This is a genomic window from Mycobacterium triplex, from assembly GCF_000689255.1.
GTDB classification, from domain to species: Bacteria; Actinomycetota; Actinomycetes; order Mycobacteriales; family Mycobacteriaceae; genus Mycobacterium; species Mycobacterium triplex.
Genome location: NZ_HG964446.1, coordinates 5537532 through 5560674, shown reverse-complemented (window position 1 = coordinate 5560674; position 23143 = coordinate 5537532). Strand labels below are relative to the sequence as shown.

The 23143-nt window shown below is 65.9% G+C and carries 23 protein-coding genes and 1 pseudogene; 13 read left to right on the top strand and 11 right to left on the bottom strand.

The features are described from left to right. Positions 1-117 precede the first annotated feature (117 nt). From BN973_RS25750 to BN973_RS25730, 5 genes are read left to right on the top strand one after another with little or no spacing between them, the layout of a single operon-like run. Positions 118-1179 carry an amidohydrolase family protein gene (locus tag BN973_RS25750; RefSeq protein ID WP_198049000.1) on the top strand — a complete coding sequence of 354 codons (1062 nt, stop codon included), beginning with the start codon at positions 118-120 and terminating at the stop codon, positions 1177-1179. After that, complete coding sequence (locus tag BN973_RS25745) at positions 1179-2432, top strand: M24 family metallopeptidase (protein ID WP_036471535.1); 1254 nt, start codon at positions 1179-1181, stop codon at positions 2430-2432. The genes BN973_RS25750 and BN973_RS25745 overlap by 1 nt, the downstream gene beginning before the upstream one ends. After that, positions 2422-3549 (top strand): M24 family metallopeptidase, encoded by a 1128-nt coding sequence (locus tag BN973_RS25740; RefSeq protein ID WP_036471534.1) that lies wholly within the window; start codon positions 2422-2424, stop codon positions 3547-3549. The genes BN973_RS25745 and BN973_RS25740 overlap by 11 nt, the downstream gene beginning before the upstream one ends. 2 nt (positions 3550-3551) lie before the next feature. Beyond that, complete coding sequence (locus BN973_RS25735; RefSeq protein ID WP_036471532.1) at positions 3552-4547, top strand: enoyl-CoA hydratase/isomerase family protein; 996 nt, start codon at positions 3552-3554, stop codon at positions 4545-4547. Continuing rightward, positions 4547-6958 carry a CaiB/BaiF CoA transferase family protein gene (locus BN973_RS25730; protein ID WP_036471531.1) on the top strand — a complete coding sequence of 804 codons (2412 nt, stop codon included), beginning with the start codon at positions 4547-4549 and terminating at the stop codon, positions 6956-6958. Before BN973_RS25735 ends, BN973_RS25730 begins: the two co-directional genes overlap by 1 nt. On the opposite strand, the gene BN973_RS25725 is transcribed toward BN973_RS25730, so the two are convergent. Continuing rightward, a complete protein-coding gene (locus BN973_RS25725) occupies positions 6955-7794 on the bottom strand; it encodes an SDR family NAD(P)-dependent oxidoreductase (protein ID WP_036471530.1) in 840 nt (279 codons plus the stop codon). The two genes, BN973_RS25730 and BN973_RS25725, sit on opposite strands and share 4 nt — an antisense overlap. Positions 7795-7882: 88 nt before the next feature. On the opposite strand from BN973_RS25725, the gene BN973_RS25720 reads away from it, so the two are divergent. Both BN973_RS25720 and BN973_RS25715 read left to right on the top strand, forming a co-directional pair. Then, entirely contained in the window at positions 7883-8368 is a 486-nt protein-coding gene (locus BN973_RS25720) for a MarR family winged helix-turn-helix transcriptional regulator (RefSeq protein ID WP_036471528.1), read from the top strand. 9 nt (positions 8369-8377) lie between these two features. Then, the gene (locus tag BN973_RS25715) at positions 8378-8794 is read left to right on the top strand and encodes a DUF5313 domain-containing protein (RefSeq protein ID WP_036471527.1); all 417 of its coding nucleotides are present in this window, start codon (positions 8378-8380) and stop codon (positions 8792-8794) included. 3 nt (positions 8795-8797) lie between these two features. On the opposite strand, the gene BN973_RS25710 is transcribed toward BN973_RS25715, so the two are convergent. Both BN973_RS25710 and BN973_RS25705 read right to left on the bottom strand, forming a co-directional pair. After that, positions 8798-9637: a mycofactocin-coupled SDR family oxidoreductase gene (locus tag BN973_RS25710; RefSeq protein ID WP_036471526.1), complete on the bottom strand. Its 840-nt coding sequence runs from the start codon at positions 9635-9637 to the stop codon at positions 8798-8800. Positions 9638-9913: 276 nt separating this feature from the next. Continuing rightward, entirely contained in the window at positions 9914-10564 is a 651-nt protein-coding gene (locus tag BN973_RS25705; protein ID WP_036471525.1) for a TetR/AcrR family transcriptional regulator, read from the bottom strand. 240 nt (positions 10565-10804) lie between these two features. Here BN973_RS25705 and BN973_RS32225 point away from each other — a divergent pair. Beyond that, positions 10805-11458, top strand: a pseudogene (locus BN973_RS32225) (acyl-CoA dehydrogenase family protein); the annotation flags it as partial. Between the two features lie 96 nt (positions 11459-11554). Beyond that, on the top strand, positions 11555-11980 hold the full coding sequence (locus BN973_RS32220) for an acyl-CoA dehydrogenase family protein (RefSeq protein ID WP_414098610.1): 426 nt from the start codon (positions 11555-11557) through the stop codon (positions 11978-11980). Here BN973_RS32220 and BN973_RS25695 read toward each other — a convergent pair. Genes BN973_RS25695 through BN973_RS25660 form a run of 8 tightly spaced genes read right to left on the bottom strand, consistent with a single transcriptional unit; the run spans position 11977 to position 18043 of the window. Next, positions 11977-12291: a DUF4190 domain-containing protein gene (locus BN973_RS25695; protein ID WP_051641493.1), complete on the bottom strand. Its 315-nt coding sequence runs from the start codon at positions 12289-12291 to the stop codon at positions 11977-11979. The two genes, BN973_RS32220 and BN973_RS25695, sit on opposite strands and share 4 nt — an antisense overlap. Before the next feature lie 46 nt (positions 12292-12337). Then, a complete protein-coding gene (locus BN973_RS25690) occupies positions 12338-13147 on the bottom strand; it encodes an acyl-CoA dehydrogenase family protein (RefSeq protein ID WP_036471523.1) in 810 nt (269 codons plus the stop codon). Positions 13148-13150: 3 nt separating this feature from the next. Then, positions 13151-14257: an acyl-CoA dehydrogenase family protein gene (locus BN973_RS25685; protein WP_036471522.1), complete on the bottom strand. Its 1107-nt coding sequence runs from the start codon at positions 14255-14257 to the stop codon at positions 13151-13153. A gap of 7 nt (positions 14258-14264) precedes the next feature. Further along, positions 14265-14699, bottom strand: a complete 435-nt coding sequence (locus BN973_RS25680) for a nuclear transport factor 2 family protein (RefSeq protein ID WP_036471521.1) — start codon at positions 14697-14699, stop codon at positions 14265-14267. Continuing rightward, entirely contained in the window at positions 14671-15909 is a 1239-nt protein-coding gene (locus tag BN973_RS25675; protein WP_036471520.1) for a metal-dependent hydrolase family protein, read from the bottom strand. The genes BN973_RS25680 and BN973_RS25675 overlap by 29 nt, the downstream gene beginning before the upstream one ends. Before the next feature lie 3 nt (positions 15910-15912). After that, positions 15913-16236 carry a hypothetical protein gene (locus BN973_RS25670; RefSeq protein WP_036471519.1) on the bottom strand — a complete coding sequence of 108 codons (324 nt, stop codon included), beginning with the start codon at positions 16234-16236 and terminating at the stop codon, positions 15913-15915. After that, the gene (locus tag BN973_RS25665; RefSeq protein WP_036471518.1) at positions 16220-17497 is read right to left on the bottom strand and encodes an aromatic ring-hydroxylating oxygenase subunit alpha; all 1278 of its coding nucleotides are present in this window, start codon (positions 17495-17497) and stop codon (positions 16220-16222) included. The genes BN973_RS25670 and BN973_RS25665 overlap by 17 nt, the downstream gene beginning before the upstream one ends. A gap of 21 nt (positions 17498-17518) precedes the next feature. Beyond that, complete coding sequence (locus tag BN973_RS25660; protein WP_036471517.1) at positions 17519-18043, bottom strand: carboxymuconolactone decarboxylase family protein; 525 nt, start codon at positions 18041-18043, stop codon at positions 17519-17521. Positions 18044-18464: 421 nt separating this feature from the next. Here BN973_RS25660 and BN973_RS25655 point away from each other — a divergent pair, with 421 nt between their 5' ends. The 4 genes from BN973_RS25655 to BN973_RS25640 all read left to right on the top strand — a co-directional run bounded on the left by BN973_RS25655 (position 18465) and on the right by BN973_RS25640 (position 23036). Beyond that, on the top strand, positions 18465-19763 hold the full coding sequence (locus tag BN973_RS25655) for an amidohydrolase family protein (protein ID WP_036471516.1): 1299 nt from the start codon (positions 18465-18467) through the stop codon (positions 19761-19763). 72 nt (positions 19764-19835) lie between these two features. Continuing rightward, positions 19836-21002: an acyl-CoA dehydrogenase family protein gene (locus tag BN973_RS25650; RefSeq protein WP_036471515.1), complete on the top strand. Its 1167-nt coding sequence runs from the start codon at positions 19836-19838 to the stop codon at positions 21000-21002. 56 nt (positions 21003-21058) lie between these two features. After that, positions 21059-21883: an enoyl-CoA hydratase/isomerase family protein gene (locus BN973_RS25645; RefSeq protein WP_036471514.1), complete on the top strand. Its 825-nt coding sequence runs from the start codon at positions 21059-21061 to the stop codon at positions 21881-21883. Between the two features lie 4 nt (positions 21884-21887). Further along, a complete protein-coding gene (locus BN973_RS25640) occupies positions 21888-23036 on the top strand; it encodes a thiolase family protein (protein WP_036471513.1) in 1149 nt (382 codons plus the stop codon). Positions 23037-23143: the final 107 nt, after the last annotated feature.

The following is a 23143-nucleotide window of genomic DNA, read 5'->3' as shown; positions in this document are numbered from 1 at the left end:
TCAATAATGTCAACGCCGACAACCACCACCTCGCTCTACCCGCCCGGAGGCTACGGCGCTCCCAAGGATCGGCGCGGCCACGCCGTGGGCAGCGACGTGGGTCTGCCCGAGGGAACCGTGGTCTTCTCGGCCGACAATCACATCTCGCTGGCCGACGACATCTTCTTCGACCGCTTCCCGGATGACCTGAAGGACAAGGCACCCCGGATCTGGTACGAGGACGGCGCCTACCAAGTCGGCCGCAAGGGACAGTCGTTCCTGCCGGGCGACTTCAGCGCCGTGCTGATGCAGTACGACGACCTGCCCGGCGCCGCGAGCACCAACATCGAGGCCCGGATCGAGGAGTTGCGCGAGGACGGTGTCGAGAAGGAACTGGCCTTCCCCAACGCCATCTTGGCGCTGTTCCACTACCCGGACAAGAAACTTCGCGAACTGGCGTTCCGGATCTACAACGAGTACATCGCCGAGCTCCAAGAGCGGTCCAACGGCCACTTCTACGGCGCGGGCCTGATCAACTGGTGGGAACCCGAAGGCGCCAAGCGGACGCTGGCCGAACTGAAGTCGTTGGGCCTCAAGACTTTCCTGCTGCCCCTGAATCCGGGCAAGGACGACGACGGCAACGTGATCGACTACGGCAGCACCGCGATGAAGCCGGTCTGGGAGGAGATCGAAGCCGCCGGCCTGCCGGTGACCCACCACATCGGCGAGACCCCGCCGAAAACTCCATGCGAGTTCAACAGCGTGGTGGTCGGCATGATGATCAACGTCGACGGCTTCCGCGAACAGTTCGCCAAGTACCTGTTCACCGGGATTCTCGACGATCATCCCGGCCTGCGCATCGGCTGGTTCGAAGGTGGGATCGCCTGGGTGCCTTGGGCTTTGCAAGATGCCGAGCACCTGGTCGCCTCCTACCAGCACATGTTCAACCGGCAGCTGCAGCACGATGTGCGCTACTACTGGGACACCCACATGAGCGCGTCGTTCATGGTCGACCCGCTGGGCCTGCAGCTGATCGACCGAATCGGTGTGGACAAGGTGATGTGGTCCAGCGACTACCCGCACAACGAAAGCACCTACGGGTATTCCGAAAAATCGCTGAAATCCGTTGTCGACGCTGTCGGTCCGGCCAACGCGAAGAAGATCGTCAGCGACAACATCACGAAGTTCTTGGGTGTGTAGTGACGACGATCGCCCAACTGGACACCGGCACCGGTAACGGGCTGGTGATTCCCGAAACACCCGACCTGGGTCGCCTCCGTCGCGAGACCGGGGCCCGGCTGCGCTCGGCGATGGCCGAACGCGGCGTCGATGCGATGATCCTGCTGGGCAACAACGCCGTGGTCTACGCCACCGGTGCCAGCTGGCCACTCGGTGATGCCGGACTGTCCTACGTCGAGCGCCCGGTGGCCGTGGTGGTCGCCGGCGACGAGTGCCCCCACCTGTTCCTGCCGTTCCGCGAGGGCGCTTCGCACGAGACCGACCTGCCCGACGACCACCTGCACGGGCCGGTCTACCTCGAATTCGAGGAAGGCGTAGCCAATTTCGCGCGTGCGATTGCCGGCCTGATTCCGCCCGGAGCGGTGATCGCGGTCGACGAGTGCACGGGCGCGATGTCGCGGGCGGCGAACCTGTTGTTCCCCAATGGCGCTCCGGTCGACGCCGCCGCGATCGTCAGCGCGGCGAAGTCGGTGAAGACTCCGGACGAACTGTCGTGCATGCGCACCGCGATCCGGATCACCGACGAAGCCATGGTCGAAGTCCAGAAGCGGCTGGCTCCCGGGATCCGTCAGATCGATTTGTCGGCAAGCTTTTTGCGCCGCGCCTTCGAGTTGGGGGCCACGGCCAGCATGCTGGAACCGATCTGGCAGGTGATGCCGCCGAGCAAAGCCGAGGGCGTGTGGACCACGCACGGCGACCTGGCGCTGCCACTGCTGAGCACCGAGCGCGAGCTGGTCGAAGGCGACGTGCTGTGGACCGACGTCAGTATCACCTACCAGGGCTACTGCTCCGACTTCGGGCGCACCTGGCTCGTCGGCCGGGACCCGTCGCCGCGCCAGCAGGCGCAGTTCGACAAATGGTTCGAGATCATGACCGCGGTGCTCGGTGTCGCCAAGGCCGGCGCCACCGCCGCCGATCTGGGGCGGGCCGCGATCAAGGCCAACGGGGGCAGCAAGCCGTGGCTGCCGCACTTCTACCTGGGCCACGGCATCGGCGTCAACGCGGCCGAAATGCCGATGATCGGAACCGATCTCGGCCAGGACTTCGACGAGAGCTTCGTCCTCAAGGAGGGGATGGTGCTGGTCCTGGAGCCCGTGGTGTGGGAAGACGGCACCGGCGGCTATCGCAGCGAAGAGGTCCTGGTGATCACCGAGGAAGGCTGGATTCGTTTGACCAACTACCCCTATGACCCTTATGGCTCTCATGTCAGTTGAAGTTTGCCCTGACGAGCGCACGCTGCGCTCGGGGCGTCGCCAGCGGGCGCTGGAGCAAATGGCGGCACACGATCTCGATGTGTTGGTCCTCGGCCGGCAAGCCAACGTCCGTTACGTAACCGGGGCGCCGCAACTGTGGGTCGCCGGCACCCGTCCGTTCGGCCCGAGCTGCGTGCTGGTGCGCGAGACCGGTGCGGTGCACCTGCTCAGCACGTGGGACGAGGGCATCCCCGAGGACATCCCGCACGAGAACCTGTACGGCATCTCGTGGAACCCGATGAACACGATGTCGGCGCTGCAGCGCATCGCCGGGGCGGCAACTGCCCGGCGGGTCGGAACGGACGCCCTCTCACCGGTTTTCGCGCAGCTGCTGCCCACCGCATTTCCGAACGCCCAGCTGGTCGACGGAGAGCTGGCCATGCGGGCCGCGCGCCGGATCAAAACGGCCGAGGAGATCGCCGCGCTGCGCCGGTCCGTCGCCGTGGCCGAGTCGGCGCTGGCGGCCGCGGTTTCGGAATTGCGGCCTGGGGTCGGCGAACAAGCGTTGGCCGGCGCCTTGCTGGAGGCCTCGGCGGCCGGCGGGGTGAGCACGCCGTCGAATCAAGATGTCGCATGGGTGACTTCGCGCCGGCACCCGTGGCGCCGAGCCGACGGCGATGGTCGTATCCAGGACGGCGACCTGGTGGCATTCTCCGCCGGAGTCCTGGCCGGTGGCTATGTCGGCGAGGTCGGACGGACCTGGCCGGCCGATCGCAAGCATGCACCCGATGGTGCCGCCGCTTTGTACGGACGTTGGGAAGGCCTGTGGGGCAGGCTGATCGCCGCCTGCCGTCCCGGTGCGGGCGCGGGCGAACTGCTCGCCGCCTACCAGGCCGCCGGGGAGCCCGAGCCGCCGATGCCGGTGGCCCGCGGCCTGGGCATGGGGTTCGACCCGCCCGTCGTCTCCAAGCATTTGCCGTCGACCGCGGCCGAGGAACGTCTGGAGGCGGGGATGGTGCTCGCCGTGACCGGCTACGTGTGGGAAGAAGGAGTCGGCGCGGTATTCGGGCGGGAAGCGGTCCTGATCACCGCCGACGGTCCCGAAGTGCTCACCGCGAGCCCGTCCTGGCAGCCCTAGCCATGCCTGACCCGTCGGAGCCGGCAGCCGAAGAGATCATCCGGTACACCAAAGACGCCGAGACGCGGATCGCCACGATCACGTTCGACCGGCCGGACTATCTCAACGCGCCGACCATCGCCGCGCGGCTGCGCTACGCGGAGTTGTTGCACCAAGCCGGCATTGATGACGACGTCAAGGTCTTGGTGGTGCGCGGTGCCGGCGACGATCTTGGCTCGGGTGCGGATCTGACCGAGGTCATGCGGGTCCGCGATGCGCCGGATCAGGGTCCACGGCTGGCCGAATACCGGATCAGCCCCGATGACGTCAGGTATCCGCCACCGGGTTCGTTTCGCAACGGCGGGACCCTCGGGCAGTGGTATGCCAACCCGAACTCCGGTATTCGTGGCCTGCAGGACTTCAAGAAGATCAGCATCCTCGAGGCGAAGGGCTACTGCTACGGCTGGCACTTCTATCAGGCGGCCGATGCCGACTTGGTCATCTCCAGCGACGACGCACTGTTCGGGCATCCGTCGTTTCGGTATTACGGCTGGGGACCCCGCATGTGGTGGTGGGCGCAGACGATGGGCATCCGGAAGTTCCAGGAAATGGTCTTCACCGGAAGGGCTTTCACCGCAGCCGAGATGTACGACTGCAACTTCCTCAACAGCGTGGTGCCCCGGGATGAGCTCGAGGGCGAGGTGCAGAAGTACGCGCTGGCGTGCGCCCGCAACCGCCCGACCGACACCGTGTTCATGCAGAAGGTCTTCTTCGAGATCATGAAGCAGTTCCAGGGCGAGTACCTGGGCAGCATACTCAGCGGCGTCTTCGAATCGATGGGCGGCAGCGTCCGCCCGGACGATGGCGACGAGCTGATGCTCGATGACGCCATGAAACAGGGCCTGGGTGACGCGGTCAAGGACAACGACAGCAAGTTCCCCGCCGACTGGGCGCTGAGCAAGAAAGCCCGCAAGAAGGCGCGCACCGGCAAGGACACCAAAGCGAAGAGACGCAAATAGTGGCGCACGTCGAGCCGCCGCTGGCCGGTTACACGGTCATCGATCTGTCCACGGGCATCGCCGGCGCCTACTGCACCAAGCTGCTGGCCGACGGCGGTGCCGACGTCATCAAAGTCGAAGCACCAGAGGGTGATCCGCTGCGCTCGTGGTCGGCCTCGGGGGCGGCCATCGGAGTCGACGGTGACGGCGCCTTGTTCAATTACCTGGCCGGTGCCAAACACAGTGTGGTCGCCGATCCGGTCGCCGATGCCGAACTGGTGAACCGGCTCCTGGCGTCGGCGGACGCGGTGGTCTGGTCGGCCGGGTCGAAAGTCGCTGAGCACCCGGACTTTACGCCGCGCGCCCTCCACGACAACCACCCGCATCTCACCGTAACTGCGATTACCCCGTTCGGGCTGGAAGGCCCCTGGCGAGACCGCGCCGCGACCGAGTTCACGCTGCAGGCGTGGTCGGGCGGAATCGTCGGCCTCGGGCGCGGCGAGCAGGAGCGCGCACCCGTCTTCGTCGGCGGACAGGTCGGCGAGTACTTGGCCGGAGCCTATGCAAGCGCGGCCACGCTGACGTCGCGCTACCGCCGGATAGACGGCGGGCCGGGCGAACTGCTGGATCTGTCGATGCTCGAAACCCAAATCCTGTGCCTCACCTATTACCCGGTCACCTACTTCGAACTGCTCGGCCGTCCGTGGCGAGACGCCCGGCGGCCCACCATTCCGGGAGTGGCGCAGGCGAAAGACGGCTTGGTGGATCTCGGGTGCGGCACGGCGCAACAGTGGTTCGACCTGTGCGCGATGGTGGGTCACCCGGAGTGGATCGACGAGGAGTCGCCGCTTTCGATCACCGAACTGGCCAACGTCTACGCCGACGAGATCTTCGCCTGGCTGGCCGCCACCGGAGTCGACGAAATCCGGGAACTGGCCTCGGCATTCCGCATCCCCAACGCACCGGTCGCCAACGGTGCGAATGTCGCCTCGTTCGATCAGTTCGTGGAGCGCGGCTCGTTCGTGCGCAATCCACACGGCTTTCTACAGCCGAGCCACCCGTATCGGCTGCGGCCGGCGCAGTTGCGTCAACCGCAGCCGGCGCCGCGACTGGGGGAGCACACCGAGCACTACCGTACCGCGCAGCTGTCGCATCGGCCGGTACCGGCCGGGGTAGCAAAACCGTTGCCGTTCAGCGGTCTTCGGGTGTTGGACATGACGACGTTCTGGGCGGGTCCCTGCGGCACCCATTTCCTGGCCATGCTCGGCGCGGAGGTCATCCACGTGGAGTCCGCCCGTCGCCCGGATGGCACCCGGCTGATCGCCGGCATACCGATCACCGAGGACCAGTGGTGGGAGAAGTCGCCGATCTTCGCGGCGTTGAACACCAACAAGAAGGGCCTGACGCTGGACCTGCAGAGCGGGCGCGGCCGGGAGTTGTTGCGGGACCTGATCGCAACCTGTGACGTGGTGGTGGAGAACTTCACACCGCGGGTGCTGGACCAGATCGGCCTGGATTTCGCTGCTGTTCAATCGATTCGGCCGGACGTGGTGATGGTGCGGATGCCCGGCTTCGGCCTCGACGGGCCATGGCGCGACAACCCGGCGTTCGCCTACGTGATCGAGGCCGCGTCCGGCATCAGTTGGCTCACCGGCTATCCGGACCGCACGCCGTACGACCCATATTCGGTCGGTGACGCATGCGCGGGGGTGCACGCGCTCAACGCGATACTGCTGGCGCTCGAGCATCGCCGCCGCACCGGCGAGGGCGTGTTCGTCGAAGCGGCGATGGTCGACGCGGCGTTGAGCATCTCCGCCGAGCAGGTCATCGAGTACTCGGCCTACGGGGCACTGCTGGAGCGCGACGGCAACCGGGGACCGACGGCGGCACCCCAGAACCTCTACCGCAGCAACGATATCGACGAATTCGGCCGGCTCGACAGCTGGGTAGCCATCGCCGTGGCGACCGACGAGCAGTGGGAAAAGCTATGCCGGGCAATCGGATCACCCTCCTGGGCAACCGATCCCGCACTATCCAGCGAAGCTGGCCGGCGTGCGCACCAGGATTTGATCGACGAGCAGCTGGCTGCCTGGTGCGAGAACCGCACCCGCGACGACATCGTCACAACCCTCTGGGACGCCGGCGTACCGGTGGCCAAGGTCCTGCAACCGCACCGGCAGACCGAGCTGGAGCAGCTGGCGTTTCGCGGCTTCTTCGAAGACGTGGACCATCCGGTGAACGGGCGGGCCAGGCTCAGCAGCGTCCCGATGAGGTTCTCCAGCGGGCCGGAGCTTTTTCACGCGAATCCCGCACCCACACTGGGCCAGCACAATCACGAGTTGCTGGCCGAGTTGGGCCTGTCCCCGGCGGAGATCGCGGACCTGGAAGCCGGCGGCGTCATCGGCGTGATACCGGCGATGCGGTCGGGCTAGTGCGTCCACCCTTCGGCGGCCTGGTCGTCGAAGGTGTGGTCGATTCGTTCGAACCTGCGCTTGACCGAGGCCCGGGCCGCCTCGTGCGGCAGGATGTACAACCGATTGGCCAGAATCGCATCGGCGGTCAACCGTGCCACCTCGTCGACCGTCACGCCCTGGTCCTGCGTCGGCGGTAGCGGCCCGAAGCCCTCCGTCAGATCGGGCGTCGAAGCAAGTCCGTAGTCGGCGCCGCGGATGCGTTCGGAGTTGGAGACCAGCTTGGTTTCGACGACCATCGGGCAGAGCACCGAGACGCCGATGCCGTTGTCCTTGACCTCGCGGGCCAGCGTTTCGGCCAGGCCGACAACGCCATACTTGGCAACGCCGTACGCCCCGAGGCCGGCATTGGGCACCAGTCCCGCGAACGACGCGGTGAACGCGATGTGGCCGCCCTTGCCCTGCTCGATCAACCTGGGCACGAACGCCTCGACGGCGTGGATCGACCCCCACAGGTCGATGTCGATCACCCACCGCCAGTCTTCGTGCGTCATGGTCACCAGCGGGCCCGCGACCACGATGCCCGCGTTGCTGAACACGACGTCGACCTGGCCGAGCAGGCGGAAGGATTCGTCGGCGAGGTTCGTCATTTCTTCGACGTGCCGCACATCGCATTCCACACCGTGCGCCTCGACGCCCTCGCTCTTGAGGCGTGCCACGGCGTGTTCCAGCGCGGCCTTGTCGACGTCGGCCAGCACGATGCGGGCGCCGCGTCGGGCGAACTCGGTCGCGGTGGCCAAGCCGATCCCGCTGGCACCGCCGGTGATGACCGCCCCGCGTCCCTCGAATCCGTCCATGGAATCCGAGAGTATTACCCCGGCTATGCAGGCGGTGTGAGAGGACTCATATAGATAGGGCACTAACTATTCGCCTAGGATTGGAAACGTGGCCACGCTGACCGCCCGCGAGATCGATCCACTCGCCCTCGAACACCAGGTGTGCTTCGCGCTGGCGACCACCAATCGCGCGGTGTTGGCGGTCTACCGACCACTATTGGAGCCGCTGGGACTGACCCATCCGCAGTATCTGGTGATGCTGGCGCTGTGGGATCATCGCAAGGCGGCGCACGAGTCCCCGCTGTCGGTCAAGCAGATCGCCGCCGCCTTGCAGATGGAGTCGGCGACGCTGTCGCCGATGCTCAAACGGTTGGAGGCACTGGGCTTGATCACCCGCGCCAAGAACGCCACCGACGAGCGCGCCACCGACATCACGCTCACCGAGCGCGGAATCGCTTTGCGCGAGCGCGCACTTGAGATTCCGCCCGCCGTCGTCGCACGGCTCGGTGTCGAGCTGTCCGAACTTGAGAACCTGCATCAGGTCCTGACCCGAATCAACGCGGCCGCCGTGGCGGCGGGCGCATTGCAACGCTGAGGAGCCACCATGACCGCCGCGAAACCCAATCTCTGGCAACGCATTGGCTATGCCTACGGCCGACGCCTGCCCGACTCGATGCGCAGCTGGGTCGCGCACGACCTCGCCGGCGAGGGAGCGATCCGCCGGCACATGATCAGGTGGGCGATACCGCCCCTGTTCGTGCTGGCCCCGTTCTGGCTGCTGCCCGCCTCGCTCTACGTGCACACAGAGATGACCGTGCCGCTCTACGCGTGGGCGTTGGTGATTAACTTTGCCCTGAACAAGGTTTGGCGCCGACACCGCTTGGCCGTCCACGGTTTGGACCCGAACCTGGTCGACGTGATCAATCGCCAGAAACAGGCCCGGATGCACGAGGACTACGCCCGCCGTTATGGGCCGCGGCCTGCAGAGGCCGAATGGCAGTCCAACAGCAGCCCGTTCTAGCGGCTACTTCAGGCAGCTGCCTCCGTCGACGGGCAGCGTGACGCCGGTGATGTAGCGCGCCTCGTCCGACGCCAGGAACAGCACCGCGTTGGCGATGTCCTCGGGCTCCACCCAGCCGATCGGCAGGGTGTGCATCAGCTGTCCGACGACCTTCATGTCCTCGGGGCCCGGGTTCTCCAGATCGGGACGGAACAGCTTCATCGTGCCCTCGTTCATGAACAACGGGGTGTTGACGTTGGTCGGGTGCACGGAGTTGACGCGGATGTTCTGGGCGCCGAGCTCGACGGCGAAGGTGCGCATCAAACCCACCACACCGTGCTTGGCGGCGACGTAGTGACCGGTGTGCGGGTAGGCCTTGAGACCGCCGACCGAGCTCGTCAGGATGATCGAGCCGCCGTTGCCGCCCGCGAGGATATGCGGGACACCGGCTTTCACGGTCTTCCACACGCCGGCCAGGTTGATGTCGATCATGGCGGTCCAGTCGGTTTCGCTGGTCTTGTCCAGCGTCTGGCCACCGTTACCGATGCCCGCGTTGGCGACGATGATGTCGAGCTTGCCGAGCTGCTCGACGCCGGTGTCCACCGCGGACTTGAGCGCGTCGTAGTCCCGGACATCGACCTCGGCGGTGTAGATCCGACGGTTTTGTGCCTTCACCAGGTCTGCGGTCTCGGCCAGATCCTCCGGAGTGGAGGCGGCGATCAGGTCGACGGTGTCGATCTTCTTGCAGATGTCGACAGCGATGATGTCGGCGCCCTCCTGGGCCAACCGCACCGCATGGGCACGGCCCTGACCACGCGCCGCCCCGGTGACGAAAGCAACTTTGCCTTCAACACGTCCAGTCATCACTACCTCAATTCGTTGATCGAACCGTCACGTCTCAGCGCAGAACCGCCGGCATCGTGTCCCATCCCCGCACTGTCGACCGGGTGCGCCTCGTTCCGGGGCGCGAGGAGGGTACCGCCACTGAACTGTGTCATCACCCGGCAACGGGTGTCAACGGCGAATCCGTTTTGGCTACTTCTAATTCTGAATATTAGAGAACCCGATTCTCACGGGCAAATCACGTGCGCTATTTGCTCAGGTCAGGCGGGTGGCGGCGGAAAAGCCGCGATGCCACTGCTAGCCGACGAATCCGGCTGAGCAGAAGTCCCACACCTCGTCAGCGGTGATCGGGTGAATCGTCGCGTCGTCGGAACCCCCGCTGGACTGCGCGATGAACATGACCGTCTGCATCGTCATCGCGGCGATGCGGCGGGGATTGAGCCCGTCGCGCAACTTGCCGGCGTCGGAGGCTGCTTCCATGAGCTCGGTCAGCAACGCCAGCAGCGGTGCATGGGCGACCTTGACCTCGGCTGGGTGCGTCACCAGCAACCGGGGGGCGAAGTCGGTGAACAGCGGGCGCTTGGCGGCGGGGTCCGGTCGTGAGGCCTCGTACAACAGCTCCACGGCGACCTTGAGCCGCTCCAGCGGGTCGGAATGGCTTTCGGTGGCGGCCCGAATCTGGTCGGCCGACCGGCTCAGCGCATCCTCGAACAATGCCAGCAGCAGCTCGTGCTTACCGTCGAACTGCAGGTAGAAGCTCCGCAGCGACTGGCGAGAGCGATCGACGACCTCCTGGACGGTAAAGTCCGTGCTGCCCTTCTCGATTATGATGGCCTGCGCCGCGTCGAGGAAGCGCTGAACGCGCTGCGCCGCCCGCAGTTTCGCAGTCTTGATGGATCGCTCGACGGCGCGCTGCTTCCAGGCCGGCTCTTCGCTTGGATTGGTCACGGACGGCTCTGGCGATTGCCGCGAGGGGAGAACATGATTGGACTCTACCGGAGAACGCCGTGACATCGCTGCGCTCGACCCCCTCACGGAGCATGTGTCGGAGATTGTAACTTTCTTGCCACGAGAATACTATTCTCCTACACGTGTGTATAGAAGCGGAATCGCAAGAGCGAACCGCACCGTCGGCGGAAACCCGGATCTACCGACGGCCCACCCGCTAGCGAATCCCAGGGGAGTGCTGTGCAGCTGACCTTTGACAGCGACGTCGAGGAGTTCCGCGCGGAATTCGCGGCGTTCCTCGACGCCAATCCCCTCGACCCGGCCCAGACGCGCGAACGGCCGCAATCGAGTTCGGACATTCCCCAGTGGGCCCGTCGCTGGCAACGGCTGCTTTTCGACAACGGCTGGCTGCTGCCCGGGAACCCGCCGGAGTTCGGCGGTCGCAACGCCACGCTGCTGCAGCAATACGTGTACCTCGAGGAATTGTCGCGACGGCGGATCTATCAAAGCTTCAATCCGCAGGGCGTGGGCATCATCGCGGCGTCGTTGTTGTCGTTCGGCACACCGGAGCAAAAACAGCGCTGGGCGGTGCCGATTCTGCGTGCGGAGATGACCGCGTCGCTGGGGATGAGCGAGCCCGGTGCGGGCTCCGATCTCGCCTCCCTGAAGACACGCGCGGTGCTGGACGGCGACCATTTCGTCGTCAACGGGCAGAAGGTGTGGACATCGGGTGCCCATCACGCCGACGTGTTGCTGACGTTCGTGCGCACCGATCCCGATGCGCCAAAACACAAGGGCATCAGCGCCTTACTGATTCCGACGGACACCCCCGGGGTGGTGTGCCGCCCGTTCGCCTCGGTGGGCGACATCGAGGACGTGGACTTCAACGAGGTCTTTTTCACCGACGCCCGGGTGCCGGCGGAGAACTTGGTAGGTGAACTCAACGCGGGCTGGCGCGTCGCGACCGGTTCGCTCGGCCACGAACGCGCGATGCTGTGGCTGGACTACGCCGACATGCTGCACGCGATGACGGTCGAGTCCAACCCGACCGGACCCGTGCAGCTGGATCGCTACGCCACGCTGGTGATGGATTTCTACGCCATGCGGTTGCTGGGGTCGGCGACGCTGGCCAAAGCCGCGCGCGGCGAAGAGGACGTGCCCGCGCAATCGGTGCTCAAACTGCTTGGTTCGGAAGCGATGCAGCGCGCCTGCGAGGACGCGCTGGCCGCCAAGGGGGGCGACGGACTGGTGTTGCGGGGCGTCACCGCGCCGTTCGCCCCACTCAACCTGGACAGCCACTACGGCAGCTGGTTTGACCGCTACACGCGCACCTTCGCCGCGACCATCGCCGGCGGCACGTCGGAAGTTCAGCGCAACATCATCGCCGAACGAGTCCTCGGGCTGCCCCGCGGCTAGCAATTCGTGGTCGCGGGATTGTCCAGGCAGCGCTGCAAACGGTCCGGGTCCTGGGTGTCCAGCCAGGCGTAGTAGCCGATGGCGATGAGCCCGGCCACGATCGCCACCGCCCCCAACACCATGCCGGCCACCGCCGCCCGGGGATTCGTCGCTTCGCCGTGCCTGGCTCGCCGCCGCGCGATATCGCCGGTGATCAGCGCCGCGATACCCAACGGCACCCCGATCAGCAACCAGCAGGTGACCAGTGCCAACCCGCCGAGGATCACCGCGACCACGCCGGCCTGATTTCGGGGTTCCACGGGATAGCGCATGTGCGCCAATACTAGGCAATGCGCATACCCGCAGCACCCGCAGGCGCTACAGCTGCACCAGCCGTGGTGCAGATCCTTTGGCCCGCAGCGCCATTCCAGCCTGTGAGGTCAGTTCCCGGGCGCTGCCGAGCAGATTGTCCAGAATCAGCGACCGTTTGAAGTGGTGGTGCAGCTGGTGTTCGGCGGTGAAACCGATACCACCGAGCACCTGCTGACAGTGCCGGGCCGTGGTCAGCGCCGCCTGACCGGCCGCCGCCTTGGCCAGCAAGCTGGCCAGGTCGTCGGCGTCGTCGGATGCCGTCGTCGCGGCGTGCAGGGTCGCCTCGGCGCCCTCGATCGCGACGAGCGCCTCGGCCAGCCGGTGCCGGATCGCCTGAAATGAGCTGATCTGGCGGCCGAACTGGACGCGATCCAGGGCGTGCCGGCGCGCGAGGGCAAGCATCGCGCGGCTGGCGCCGACCAGCCACCAGCCCAGCGCCCGCCGCGCGGCGGCGAGCCCGGCTTGCGCAGCTGAATCGCCTTCTGCGACAGGATGTATCGGCAACTCGTCGTCGATCGCCGAACTCGGAACGTCCTCGCGCTTCCAAACCACCCAGGAGCCTCCCGCGAACGGGAGCGGGGTGACACCGCCCGCCGCCCGTCCGGCCGCGCGCAGCACCACGTCGTTGAGCACCGGCGCATGCGCACCCGTTTCGCCGAGCAGCCGGAACACCAAAGGGATTGCGATGTCGGGTATTTCGTCGAGCATGTCCTGCCAGCCGAGGTCGGACAACGCCGCATCGAGCTGAGCGCCGGACGCGGCCGTCATCGCGGTGCGCAGCGAGTCGGCCAGCATCTGCAATGCCTCGTGGTCCATGGCTCACTCCTTCCCGAGGTCGAGCAGCCGGCGGGCGATGATGTTGCGCTGAATCTCGGCGGTCCCGCCGTAAATGGTCGACGCGCGCGAGTACAGGTACTCCGAGCGCCACGGCGTGTCGTCGAGCTCGAGGTCGCCCGGCAGCAGGTCGCGCACCGTGTCGTAGAGCTGCTGCTCGGCCGAGGCCAGCAACACCTTGTCGATCGAGGTGTCGGGGCCCAGCCGTGCTCCGTCGCGTAACCGGTACTGGGTGGCGCGGGAGCGGCAACGCAGCGTGTGCAACGCGAGATACGTTGCACCCAACTGGTATTCGTCGTGTCCCCCGTGCTGGCTGCCGCCGGATACCTCGGCGATGAGCGCGTCGAACCGCGAGTAGAGGTAGGCGATCCGCTGCCAAAAACAGGTGGAGCGTTCGAAGGGCAGCAGGTCCATCGCGAGCCGCCAGCCGTCGCCCGGCTTGCCAAGCATCCGGCTCGACGGGATCACCACGTCGTCGTAGTACACCTCGCAGAACTCGTCGACGCCGTGCATCGTGCGCAGTGGGCGGATGGTGATACCGGGGGTGTCCAGGTCGACGAAGAACGCGGTGATGCCGTCATGGCCGGGCCCGGTGCGGGTGAGCAGGATGCAGCGGGTGGAGAACTGCGCGAAGCTGGTCCAGACCTTCTGCCCGTTGACGATCCAGTTGTCGCCGTCCCGGACCGCCCGAGTGGTCAGCGAGGCCAGGTCGCTGCCGGAGCCGGGCTCGGAAAACCCTTGGCACCATTGTTCTTCACCGCGCAGCAGCCTCGGCACCATCTCGGCGGCGAGTTCTGGCGGGGCATAGTCGATCATCGTGGGTGTGAGCACCTCGAGCATCGAATACGGGCCGGGCTCGGCCAACCGCCGGCCCACCACCTCTTCGCCGACGATCGCGCGGAGCAACGCGGGGCCGCCCAAACCGCCGACCTCTTCAGCCCAGCCGTAGCGCATCCAATCGGCGTCGTACAGCGCCCGGCTGACCCGGCGGAACTGCAGCATATGGCCCTGCAGCGAGTGGTCGGGCCCGGGCGTTAGGTCGTTCTCGTCGAGCCACTTACGCAGACCCGACCGGAACTCATCTGCGTTCACAAGACATTCACGGCGTGGGACGGCCGATGGCGTGCGGACGACCGGAGTCGTGTACGCCGCTGCGGCGAATGAACGTCATGGCGCGGGTCTGCAGGCGCCACCCGTCCGCGGTGCGCGAGTACGTGTCGCGGTAGTAGCCGATGCGCATGTCGTGGGTGGAGCCGTCGATGAAGCACAGCGGTTGGGTGCCGCTCGCCGAGTCGCCGTCGAGGTTCTCGATCAAGGCAGTCCCGGTGAGGAACAAGCCCTTTGGCGCCGCGGCCACCAGCTCCGGGAACTTGTCCAACTTGTAGGTGGAGCCGAAGGCGCTGTAGGTGCCGTCCGGGGTGAAGACGCCGATCAGGCCGTCGATGTCTTCTTGGGTGATCGTGACGGCGTAGCGGGCCAGCAACTGCTGAATCTCGACCAGGTCGTCAGTTCTGCTGGGCTGATTTGTCGACATAGACCTTGCCGCCTTTCATGACAAAGCTGACGTTGCGGGTAACCGTGATGTCTTCCAACGGGTTTCCGGGTACCGCGATGATATCCGCCAGCTGGCCCACCGCGAGCCGGCCCCGGTCGTTCGAGTTGATCAGCTCGGCCGCGGTCGTCGTGGCCGCCCGCAGCACCGCCAGCGGCGGCATGCCCCACTCCACCAGGGTGACGAGCTCGTCGGCGTTGCGGCCGTGCGGGATCGCGGGCGCATCGCTGCCGACCGCGATCTTCACCCCGGCCTCGTAGGCGGCCTTGATCGATGTCTCCGCCTTGGGGAACATCTCGGCAGCCTTGTCCTGCAACTCCTTCGGGGCGCGGGACACGTCCATCGCCTGGGCCAGCCGGCGGGTGGTCACCAGGAACCGGTCGTTGTCGACCAGCATCTGGATGGCCTCGTCGTCCATCAGGAAGCCGTGCTCGATGCAGTCGATGCCGCAGGCGACCGCGTGCTTGACCGCTTCGGCTCCGTGTGTGTGTGCGGCCACGCGCAGCCCGCGCCGGTGCGCCTCGTCGACGATCGCGCGCAGTTCCTCGTCCGAATAATGTTGTGCGCCAGCCTCACCGGTCAACGACATCACGCCGCCGGAAACGCACACCTTGATCAACTCGGCGCCGTGCTTGATCTGGTAGCGCACCGCCTTGCGGATCTCGTCGACCCCGTTCGCGATGCCCTCCTCGACCGTGAGCTCGAGTGCGCCCGGCATGAACGCGGCGAACATCGTCGGGTCCAGGTGCCCACCGGTGGGCGTGATGGCGTGGCCGGCCGGAACGATTCGGGGCCCCTCGATCCAGCCCGCGTCGATGGCCTTGCCCAGCGCGACGTCCAGCAGATAGCCGCCGGTCTTGACGAACAAGCCCAGGTTGCGCACGGTGGTGAACCCGGCACGCAGCGTGCGGCGGGCGTTGCCGACCGCGCGCAGCACCCGCGTCGGCGGGTCGTCCTGCACCTGGGACAGCCCGGGCGTCTCGCCACGCCCGCCCATCAGGAGGTTGACCTCCATGTCCATCAAACCGGGCAGCAGGATCGCGTCGCCGAGATCGATGACAGTGTCGTGTGGGCCCGTCGGGCCCGCGCCCCCGACGCCGACGATCCGGTCGTCCTCGATCGCCACGGTGCCGGGCCGGACGATTTCGCCGGCGTCGACGTCGAGCAGGCCGGCGGCCTTGAGGGTCAGCACCGGTTAGATCACCGGTTCCCGCAGCAGTTCCACCCACGCCGCACCGCTGTCCGGGACCCGCGGCTGCTTCCATGCCTCGATCGGGAAGGACACCATCACCAGCGACTGCATCATGTGCATGAGAGTCTTCGCGTCGTCCGGCAAGTCGTCCAGCGGGTACTTGTCGCAGTACGCGATGACGTCGTTGAGCATCGGGAACGCGACGTCGTAGAACTCCTGCATCTCGGGCATCGTGGAGGCCAGCCGCTTGGCGTAGCGTTCGGGCTCGGTGGCCAGATCCCAGTCCAAATATGGCTCTAGGGCGGAGAATTCAGACGGTAGCGACATTGCGCTGGTACTCCTTCACGTAGTCACCGGTCGTCTTGTGCAGGTGGCGGATCAAGACTTCCTGGTCGCACAGCAGGAACTCCTTGACGGCGCGGGTGCCGATCATGGTCTGGGTAGCTTCGAGGGTGTTGGCGTCCTGCAGCGCGTACTCCTTGAACGTCACGGCGGCCAACTCTTGGGCCAGGCGTTCCCGCGCATTGCGGGGCGGCACGAAATACAGCGACGACTCGAAGATGTGCTTGTCCACCGCGGTCGGCCAGTAGTGGTAGGTCAGGTACCAGCCCGGCTCCCAGATCAGCAGCATGAAGTTCGGGTAGAACAGCCACGAGTCGATGCCCCACTGCGGCACCCTCTTCACGTTGACACCGGGCGGCAGTTCGAGGTTCTGGATGATCTCCGGCTTGTCCCACGGGCCGAACAGCCCGCTGCGCAGCACCTGGTCCATCGGCTTGACCATGGACATGTCGGACGGCGGTGCCTGACCACCCCAGGTCGACTGCAGGTTGTGCGGGCCGGCCAGCTCGTAGTGCAGCGCCTCGTAGCCGTACTTCTGGATCTTGGCGGCTTCTTCCTTGGTGTACTGGCCCTGGTGCAGGATCGGCGCGTGGTAGAACTCGACGAACGCGTCGATGAACAGCTTCCAGTTGCTGCCGACTTCGGCGCGGTAGGAGTAGGTCTCGGTCATCTCGCCGAACGGGTAGCCCTCGATGCTCTTGGCCAGCGGGCCGAGATAGTCGGTGAGCGGTGCCGCGTTGTCGTCGAAGTTGATGAAGATGAAGCCTTCCCACACCTCGCAACGGACCGGTGCCAGGCCGAAGTTGCTCTTGTCGAGGTTGAAGAACTCGTCTTCCTGCTGGACGAAGGTCAACTCACCGTCGAGGCTGTAGCGCCAGGCGTGGTACTTGCAGGTGAACTGCCGGCAGGTGCCGGAAGTCTCCTCGTTGGGAAAGTCGTTCCACACCAACTTGTTTCCGCGGTGCCGGCAGACGTTGTGATACGCCTTGACGGTTCCGTCCTTGGTCTTGGTGATGATCACCGAGGTGCCCTTGCCGGCCGACGGCAATTCTCTGGTGAAGTAGCTGCCGGTCTTGGGGAGTCGCTCGATCCGTCCGACGTTGAGCCAGGTTCTCTTGAAGACCGCCTCGCGCTCGGCCTCGAAGAACGCCGGATCGATCGAGTCGGTGTAATCGACCGGCGCGGTTCCCAGGTCGGGATAGTTTTCTGTCCAGCTGCCGGCAGCCGGCTTGGGGAAGTGGGCCACGGTTCTACCTCTCTGATCCGTCTAGTCGTGCTCGAGCTGTATGCCGAAAGTGTTGAAAGCCATGGCCAGCAAGGCGTAGCAGCCGACCGTGAAAACGAAGTCCATGCGTTGCCGGTCGTTGAGACGCTCGCCGAGCGCCGCCCATGTCGCGTCGGACAGCTGCGATTTCTCGTCCAGCTCGTCGACGGCGGTGAGCACCGTGCGGTCGAACGCGTCCAGGTGCCCGGCGCCCTCCCCGGCAAAGGACCGCACCGCGTCGATCTGCTCGTCGGTGATGCCCTCGTCCTTGGCCATGCTGACGTGGTGAGACCACTCGTAGGCGCAGTCGCGGCGATGCGCGACGCGCAGGATGGCCAGCTCGCGGATGCGCGTCGGCAGCGTGGACGTCATCAGCAGGTGGACGTTGAACCGGAGAAACGCCTTGGCCAGTGCCGGGTGGTGGGCCAGGGTGGACAGCGCGTTGTTGGTGTCCGCGCCCCGCATCGCCGAGAGTGCCTGCTGGGTAGCCTCGTCCCACTGATCCGCGGGCAGCGGCGGCAACCGCATCGTCAATGTCCTCTCGGTGAAAGAGAATCGGATTCTCATTTGCAACTAACAGACTGGCACGATTCGCGCAATTGGTCAATGCCAGCGGGTACGGATCCGCGGCTGGAGGAGAAGCTTGCCACTCTGCGCCGCATTGTCGTCGGTCCGGCCGGCTTGATCCGGGCCCGCGACGAACAAATTTTTGGTTTTTTCTTTGGTCCCAGGCCCGGTGCTGGCCTTTCTGTGCTCGCGTAGCCGCACGTGAGAGGGCGATCGGCGCCGAAATGGGGTATACCGGAACAGTGTCTGCATTTGCTCAGGCAATCTCGTGGATGTTGATTCTCACCTGGCGAGAAGCTAGTTTTCAGAGGTAGCGGGGCGAGCCGACAGCCGACGTCCGCCCGAAGCAGGCTGCACGTGGATCCGATGGAGAGGGAAGCTCATGAACAAAGAAGACATGATGCTGATCAGTGTCGACGACCACACCGTCGAGCCGCCCGACATGTTCAAGAACCACCTGCCGAAGAAGTACCAGGATGACGCACCGCGCTTGGTGCACAACGACGACGGCTCGGACATGTGGAAGTTCCGCGACACGGTCATCCCGAACGTGGCACTGAACGCGGTCGCCGGCCGGCCGAAGGAGGAGTACGGCATCGAGCCGACGGGGCTCGACGAGATCCGGCCGGGTTGTTACAACGTCGACGAGCGCGTCAAGGACATGAATGCCGGTGGCATCCTGGCCTCGATCTGCTTCCCTTCGTTCCCGGGCTTCGCCGGGCGGCTGTTCGCCACCGACGACAATGATTTCTCGATCGCGCTGGTGCAGGCCTACAACGACTGGCACATCGACGAATGGTGCGGCGCCTACCCGGCGCGCTTCATCCCGATGGCGATCCCGGTGATCTGGGATGCCGAGGCCTGTGCCGCCGAGGTGCGCCGGGTCTCGAAGAAGGGCGTGCACGCGCTGACCTTCACCGAAAACCCCGCCGCGATGGGCTACCCCAGCTTCCACGACGAGTACTGGAACCCGCTGTGGAAAGCCCTGGTGGACACCGACACCGTGATGAACGTGCACATCGGCTCGTCGGGGCGGCTGGCCATCACCGCGCCGGATGCGCCGATGGACGTGATGATCACGCTGCAGCCGATGAACATCGTGCAGGCCGCCGCCGACCTGTTGTGGTCGCGGCCGATCAAGGAGTACCCGGACCTGAAGATCGCGCTCTCCGAGGGCGGAACCGGCTGGATTCCCTACTTCCTGGAGCGCGCCGACCGGACGTTCGAGATGCACTCCGCCTGGACACACCAGGACTTCAAAGGCAAGCTGCCCAGCGAGGTCTTCCGCGACCACTTCCTGACCTGTTTCATCAGCGACAAGGTCGGCGTGGCGCTGCGCAACATGATCGGCATCGACAACATCTGCTGGGAAGCCGACTACCCGCACAGCGACTCGATGTGGCCGGGCGCGCCCGAAGAACTGTGGGATGTGTTGAGCCTCAACAACGTTCCCGACGACGAGATCAACAAGATGACCTACGAGAACGCCATGCGTTGGTACTCGTTCGACCCGTTCACTCACATTTCGCGCGAACAGGCGACCGTCGGTGCGCTGCGCAAGGCCGCCGAGGGGCACGACGTGTCCATCAAGGCGCAGGGCCACGACAAGGACAGCCGCGGCGGCTCGTCCTTCGCGGACTTCGCCGCTAACGCGAAAGCCCTTACCGGCAACAAGGACTGACCTCAACCGGCCGAATCAATGCGCCGGTGCATGAACTGGCCTGAAGGAGATCTAGCAGTGCCCGGCGGTGGAATGAATTTCGAGCTGACCGACGACCAGGAGCTGATCCGCAAGTCGGTCGCGGAGCTGGCGCGGAAATTCGACGACCAGTACTGGATGGAAAAAGACCAGGCGCACGAATTTCCGTTCGAGTTCTACAACGCCATCGCGCAGGGTGGCTGGCTCGGTATGACGATTCCGACCGAGTACGGCGGTCACGGACTCGGAATCACCGAAGCCACCCTGCTGCTCGAAGAGGTCGCCAAGGCCGGCGGCGCGATGAACGCCGCCAGCGCCATCCACCTGTCCATCTTCGGCATGCAGCCCGTCGTCGTGCACGGCTCCGACGAACTCAAGGCGCGCACCCTGCCCACGGTCGCCAACGGCGAGGTGCACGTCTGCTTCGGAGTCACCGAACCCGGTGCCGGGCTTGACACTTCGCGCATCACCACGTTCGCCAAGCGCGACGGGGACCGCTACATCGTCAACGGCCGCAAGGTGTGGATCTCCAAGGCGCTGGAATCCTCCAAGATCCTGCTGCTCACCCGCACCCAGAGCTACGACGAGGTCGCCAAGAAGACCGACGGGATGACGCTGTTCTTGACCGACCTCGATCGCAATCGCGTCGATATCCGCCCGATCCGCAAGATGGGCCGAAACGCCGTCAGCTCCAACGAGTTGTTCATCGACAATCTCGAAGTACCCGTCGAGGACCGAGTCGGCGAGGAGGGCAAGGGATTTCAGTACATCCTTGACGGCCTGAACCCCGAGCGCATGCTGATCGCGGCGGAGGCGCTGGGCATCGGCCGGGTGGCACTGGAGAAAGCGGTCAAGTACGGCAACGAACGCGAGGTCTTCGGCCGGCCCATCGGGATGAACCAGGGTCTGCAGTTCCCGCTCGCGGATTCACTGGCCCGCCTCGACGCCGCCGAGCTGATGCTGCGCAAGGCCACCTGGTTGTACGACAACGGCAAACCCTGTGGGCGCGAAGCGAATACCGCGAAGTATCTGTGCGCCGACGCGGGCTTCACCGCCGCGGACCGGGCGTTGCAGACCCACGGCGGCATGGGCTACGCGGAGGAGTACCACATCACGCGCTACTTCCGTGAGGCGCGGTTGATGAAGATCGCACCGGTCAGCCAGGAGATGATCCTGAACTTCCTGGGATCCAACGTCCTGAAACTGCCGAGGAGCTATTGATGGGCCGGTGCTGCCGGTGCACGGCGGCTTGGTGATGTGACGTACTTTCGACCTCGATGACCACTACCGACGACCCCGTGCTGCTGTCCGACGACAGCGACGGGGTGCGCACGCTGACACTCAACCGTCCGCACCGCAAAAACGCCATCAGCCCGGAGCTGTGGGTCGCGCTGCGCGACGCGCTGAACGACGCCGGCCGCGACCGCAGGGTGCGCTCGCTGGTGATCACCGGCGCCGGCGGGGCGTTTTGCTCCGGGGCCGACATCGGGATTCCGGACGACATTCATCCGACGTACAAGCTGGCGCGCCTGACCGACGTGGCGCTGGCGTTGCACGAGCTTCCCAAACCGACGGTGGCCAAGGTGACCGGTGTGGCCGTCGGCGCCGGTTGGAACCTGGCGCTGGGCTGTGATCTGGTGGTCGCAACACCGGAATCGACGTTCTCGCAGATCTTCTCGAAGCGAGGTCTGTCGATCGACCTCGGCGGCTCCTGGCTGTTGCCGAAACTCGTTGGCCTGCAACAGGCTAAGCGGCTAGCGCTGCTGGCCGAGACCATCGACGCCGCGGAAGCTTTCGCGCTGAACCTGGTGACCTGGGTGGTGTCGGCCGCGGAGATCGACGCCTTCGTCGGTGATCTGGCCGGCCGGCTGGCGGCGGGCCCGCCGATTGCCTTGGCGCAGACCAAAGCCCTGTTGAACGAGGGCGCCGACCGCACCCTGCGCGACGCGCTGGCCAACGAGGCGCGCGCGCAGATCGGCAACTTCGCGACCGCGGATGCGGCCGCGGCCTATGCCGCCTTCAGCGAGCGACGGGAGCCGTCGTTTACTGGGCGGTGGGCGCTATCGAAATCGGACTCGAAAACTGGCGAGGAATCGGAGTAGGGACATGCGGGAGACGGTCATCGTCGAGGCGGTGCGCACGCCGGTGGGGAAGCGCAATGGCGGGTTGTCGGGCATGCACGCCGCGGACCTGTCCGCGATCGTCCTCAACGAGGTGCTGGAACGCGCCGGCGTGGGTCCGGACATCGTCGACGACGTGATCTGGGGGTGCGTGTCTCAGGTCGGCGACCAGTCCAGCAACATCGGGCGTTACGCGGTGCTGGCCGCCGGCTGGCCCGAGAGCATCCCCGGCACGACGGTCAACCGGGCCTGCGGTTCCAGCCAGCAGGCCCTGGACTTCGCGGTGCAGGCGGTGATGTCGGGCCAGCAAGACGTCGTCGTCGCCGGCGGCGTCGAGGTCATGAGCCGCGTCCCGCTGGGGTCGGCCCGGGCGACCGGCATGCCCTACGGACCGAAAGTCCTTGCGCGCTACGACGACTTCTCGTTCAACCAGGGCCTGTCCGCGGAGATGATCGCCAAGAAGTGGGGCTTCTCCCGTACCCAGCTCGACGAATTCTCCGTCCAATCCCACGAACGGGCCGCCGCGGCCCAGGACGGCGGCGCCTTCACCAATCAGATGATCCCGGTCATCACCGAGGACGAGGCCGTCGTCACCGCCGACGAGGGCGTGCGGCGGGGCAGCACCGTGGAGAAGCTGGCCGCCCTCAAGCCCGCGTTCGCCGAAGACGGCGTCATCCACGCCGGCAATTCCTCGCAGATCTCCGACGGCGCCGCCGCGCTGCTGGTGACGACCGCGGAGCTGGCCATCGAGCTCGGGCTGACCCCGATCGTGCGGTACCGCGCCGGGGCCGTCACCGGGGCGGACCCGGTGCTCATGCTCACCGGCCCGATTCCGGCCACCGAGAAGGTGCTGAAAAAGGCCGGCGTCGCGCTGGCAGAGGTCGGCGCGTTCGAGGTCAACGAGGCCTTCGCGCCGGTCCCGCTGGCGTGGATCGCCGAGACCGGCGCCGACCCGAGCCGGGTCAATCCGCTCGGTGGTGCCATCGCGCTGGGGCACCCGCTGGGCGCCTCCGGCGCGGTGCTGATGACGCGGTTGGCGCACCACATGCGCGACAACGGCATTCGCTACGGGCTGCAGACCATGTGTGAAGGCGGCGGCACGGCCAACGCCACGCTGGTCGAGCTGGTCGCCTGAGACCGGCCCGGAACTTTCTAAGAGTTACCCCTGAGACGCTTGTCACAGCGGGCAAACCTACCTACTGTGTGTTCAGGAGGTTGGTTCAGCCCGCCAATCGGTCAAAG